The organism is Kutzneria sp. NPDC051319, from assembly GCF_040682195.1.
In the GTDB taxonomy this organism is placed as follows: Bacteria; Actinomycetota; Actinomycetes; order Mycobacteriales; family Pseudonocardiaceae; genus Kutzneria.
Genome location: NZ_JBFBAM010000152.1, coordinates 1 through 4,544, shown reverse-complemented (window position 1 = coordinate 4,544; position 4,544 = coordinate 1). Strand labels below are relative to the sequence as shown.

At 70.5% G+C, this 4,544-nt stretch carries 1 protein-coding gene; it reads right to left on the bottom strand.

The annotated features are described in order from the left end of the window. Positions 1-4,544, bottom strand: a 4,544-nt coding sequence (locus AB0M73_RS49595) for an SDR family NAD(P)-dependent oxidoreductase (RefSeq protein WP_363907185.1), incomplete at both ends; no start/stop codon positions are given.

The following is a 4,544-nucleotide window of genomic DNA, read 5'->3' as shown; positions in this document are numbered from 1 at the left end:
ACATCACCGGCGACCACCACCGACTCCGGACCGTTGACAGCGGCCAACTCCACGCCATCACACAACAACTCACCGATCCGCTCCGCCGAAACAGCGACCGACATCATGCCGCCACGGCCGGCCAGCACACGACCGATCAGCTGAGACCGCAATCCGACCACGCGGGCGCCGTCCTCCAACGACAACGCACCCGAAACCACCGCCGCCGCGATCTCACCCTGCGAATGCCCCACCACCGCATCCGGCACCACACCGTAAGACACCCACACCGCGGCCAACGACACCATCACCGCAAACGACAACGGCTGCACCACATCCACCCGCTCGACGTCCACATCCACGACGTCACCGCGAATAACCGCCAGCACATCGAAGTCCACCACCGAAGCCAGCGCCTCCGCGCATTCCCGCAACCGGGCGGCGAACACCTCCGACTCCAGGAACAGCTGAGCGCCCATGCCCAGCCACTGCGAACCCTGCCCCGGGAACACGAACGCCGTCTTGCCGGTCACCGCACCACCGCCGGACACCGCGGCGAGCTCACGCAGACCGGCCACCGCCTCGGCCTCGTCCGACGCCACCACCACCGCGCGGTGACCGAACACGGCACGACCGGACAGCGTCGCAGCCGCATCCAGCAACGACACCTCCGACAACCGCTCCGCCAGCCGACCGGCCACCCCGCGCACCGACGCCGCCGACCTGCCCGACAGCAACAGCGGCACAGCGGGAACGGAGACCGAAGCCGCCGGCTCGGCGGCGACCGCCGGGGCCTGCTCCACGATCACGTGCGCGTTGGTGCCACTCACCCCGAACGACGACACACCGGCCCGCCGGACCCGATCCACCATCCAGGGAAGGGATTCCGTCAACAACTCGACCGCACCGGCCGACCAGTCGATGTGCGAGGACGGCGTGTCGACGTGCAGCGTCTTCGGCAGCACACCGTGCCGCATCGCCAACACCATCTTGATCACACCAGCAACACCGGCAGCCGCCTGCGTGTGCCCGATGTTCGACTTCACCGACCCCAACCACAAGGGAACATCCCGATCCTGGCCGTACGTCGCCAACAACGCCTGCGCCTCGATCGGATCACCCAACGTGGTCCCGGTCCCATGCGCCTCCACCACATCCACGTCACGGAAAGACAAACCCGCCGACACCAACGCCGACCGAATCACCCGCTCCTGCGAAGGACCATTCGGCGCCGTCAGACCGTTCGACGCACCGTCCTGGTTCACCGCCGAACCACGAACAACCGCCAACACCTCGTGACCCCGGCGACGCGCATCCGACAGGCGCTCGACCAGCAGCACCGCCCCGCCCTCGGACATGCCGAAACCGTCGGCGCTGTCGGCGAAGGACTTGCACCGGCCGTCGGCGGCCAGCCCCCGCTGCCGGCTGAACCCGATCACGCCGTCCAGCGTGGTCATGATCGACACACCGCCGGCGAGCGCCATCGAGCACTCGCCGTTGCGCAGCGCCTGAACCGCCAGGTGCAACGCCACCAACGACGACGAACACGCCGTGTCCACGGTCATCGCCGGCCCTTCGAGGCCGAACGTGTACGCGACGCGCCCCGACAACACACTGCCGGCCTTCCCGATGACGAGATAGCCCTCGTCCATCTGGTCGGCGACGACCTGTGAGCCGTAGTCCTGACCGTGGGTGCCGACGAACACGCCGACGTCGGTGCCGCGAAGCGAAGCCGGGTCGAGACCGGCCCGCTCGAACGCCTCCCATGACACCTCGAGCAGCAGCCGCTGCTGCGGATCCATCGCCAACGCCTCACGGGGGGAGACGCCGAAGAAGCCCGCGTCGAAGTCGGCGACACCGTCGAGGAAACCGCCGCCACGCACATACGTCTTGCCTGGGGTGTCGGGATCCGCGTCGTAGATGTCGTCCAGGTTCCAGCCGCGGTCGGTCGGCAGGCCGCTGATGGCGTCGCCGCCGGTGGCCACCAGATCCCACAGTTCGTCCGGTGTGGACACACCGCCGGGGAACCGGCAGGCCATGCTCACGATGGCGATGGGCTCGTCCTGCGCCGCCGCGGTCCTGGTCGCCACGACCGGCGCATGCGCGGTGTCCCCGAGCAGCTGGACCCGCAGGTGGGCGGCGAGGTCCTGCGGTGTCGGGTAGTTGAACACGAGCGTGGCCGGCAGGCGGACACCTGTGCTCTCGGTGAGCCGGTTGCGCAGCTCGACCGCGGTGAGCGAGTCGAAGCCCAGTTCCTTGAACGCGCGCTGGGCGTCGATCGCGTCCGCCGCGGCGTGCCCGAGCACGCCGGCGGCATTCGCGCGGACCAGCTCCAGCAGCAGTTCCTCCTGCTGCCGCACGGTCCGGCCGGACAGCCGACGCACGAGCGACTCGTCGCCGCCCTGCCCCCGGTTCACCGCTCGCCGCGCGGCGGGCGGGGCCAGCGACCGCAGCAGCGCGGGCATCTCGGCGGAGCCACGCACCTTGGCCAGGTCGAGGCGGATCGGCACCAACGCCGGCCGGTCGGACTCCAGCGCCGCGTCGAACAGCGCGAGCCCTTGTTCCGTGGACAGCGGCAGTGTGCCGTTGCGCGCCATCCTGGCCACGTCGACATCGCTCAATCGGCCGCGCATGCCGGCCTCTTCGGCCCACAGGCCCCACGCCAGCGACACCGCGGGCAGGCCGATGGTGTGGCGGTGCCGGGCGAAGCCGTCGAGGAACGCGTTGCCCGCGGCGTAGTTGCCCTGCCCCGCGCCGCCGAAGGTGGCCGACGCCGAGGAGTAGACGACAAACGCGGCCAGATCGAGGTTCTTGGTCAGTTCGTGCAGCAGCCACACCGCGTCGACCTTGGCGCGCAACACGTCGTCCCACTGGCGCGGGGTCAGCTCGGCGATCACGGCGTCGTCGACGACGCCGGCGACGTGCACGACCGCGGTCAGACTGTCCACAACGGACTCGACGACACCGGTCATCACCGTGCGATCGGCGGCGTCACCGACGACTACACGGACAGACGTGCCGGCGGCTCGAAGCTCCGCCACCCACGTCTCGTCCGCGCCGGAACGGGTCACGAGCACGAGTTCAGCTACGCCGTGGGCGTGGACCAAGTGCTCCGTGAGGTGCCGACCGAGGCCGCCGGTGGCCCCGGTGACCAGCACCGTCCCACCGCGCAGCGTGGATTCTCCGGCGCGCGACGCCGCCCGCACCCGCTTGAGCCTGGCCACCAGCACGACACCGTCGCGAACCGCGACGTGGGGCTCGTCCACGATCGACAGGCCGATGCCCAACTCATCCGGGGAAGTCGTCTCCAGCAGGACGAACCGGTTCGGGTTCTCCGACTGCGCCGTGCGCACCAGGCCGTGCAGCGCCTGCTGCACGAGGTCGTCGGCCACGGTGACGACCACGAGCCGGGCGTCGGCGCGGCGCGGGTCGGCCAGCCACTCCTGGAGAGTGCGCAGCACCCGAAGGCCGGTCGCGTGGACGCGATCGGGAACCGGCAGCGTCGGGTCGCCGCTGTCCACGCGCAGCACCACCGTCGACGGTGTCTCGTCGCCGAGCTCCTCGAGGTACGCCCAGTCCCCGACGTCGGCGCCCGCCGCGGCCGGAACCCAGTCGACCTCGTACAGGTGATCACCGTGCGCGGCGCCGGAACCAAGGCGTTCCAACGCGACCGGCCGGACGACAACGCTGTCGATGTCGACAACCGGCGCGCCCGAGTCGTCCGCGGCGGCGATCGAGATGGCGTCCGGGCCGGCCTGCGCCAGCACCACCCGCAGTGCGCGGGCGCCCGTGGCGTGCAGTCGGACGCCCGACCACGAGAAGGCCAGCCTCGGCTGGTCGGGATCGGCGAAGAAGCCCGACACGCCCAGAACATGGAAGGCGGCATCCAGCACGACCGGGTGCAGCCCGTAGGCGTCGGTATCCCGGTCGACCGCGGACTCGGGCAGCTCGATCTCGGCGTAGACCCGCTCGCCGTCCAGCCAGGCCGCACGCACGGCATGGAACGACGGGCCATAGGACATGGTCACCTTGTCGTAGAACCCGTCCAGGTCGACCGGGCTCGCCCCCGTCGGGGGCCACGCGGTCAGATCCGTCGATCCGAACGTGCCGAGGCGAGCCTCGGCCACCGTGCCCGCCGCGTGTTCGGTCCACTCCCCCGAACCGTCGCCGCGGGTGTAGAGCCGGACCGTGCGCCGGCCGTCGATCAGTTCCCCGACGGCGATCTGCAGATCCGCGCCGCCCGTCTCCGGCACGACCACCGGTGACGAGATGGTCAGCTCCTCGATCACCGGCGTGTGCACGAGCAGCCCGGCATGGGCCAGGACATCGACCATGGCGGTGCCGGGCAGCACCATCACGCCGCCGGCCCGGTGGTCGGTCAGCCATGGCTGGTTCTTGGCGGAAAGCTTGCCGGTGAACAGGAAACTGTCCCCGCCGGCCACCCGCACGGTCGCGCCGAGCAACGGGTGATCGGACCGGTCCAGCCCGACCGCCGTCACGTCGCCGGTGCCGTCGGCAGCTTGCAGCCAGTACCGCTCCCGGTCGAAGACGTAGGTCGGCAGGTC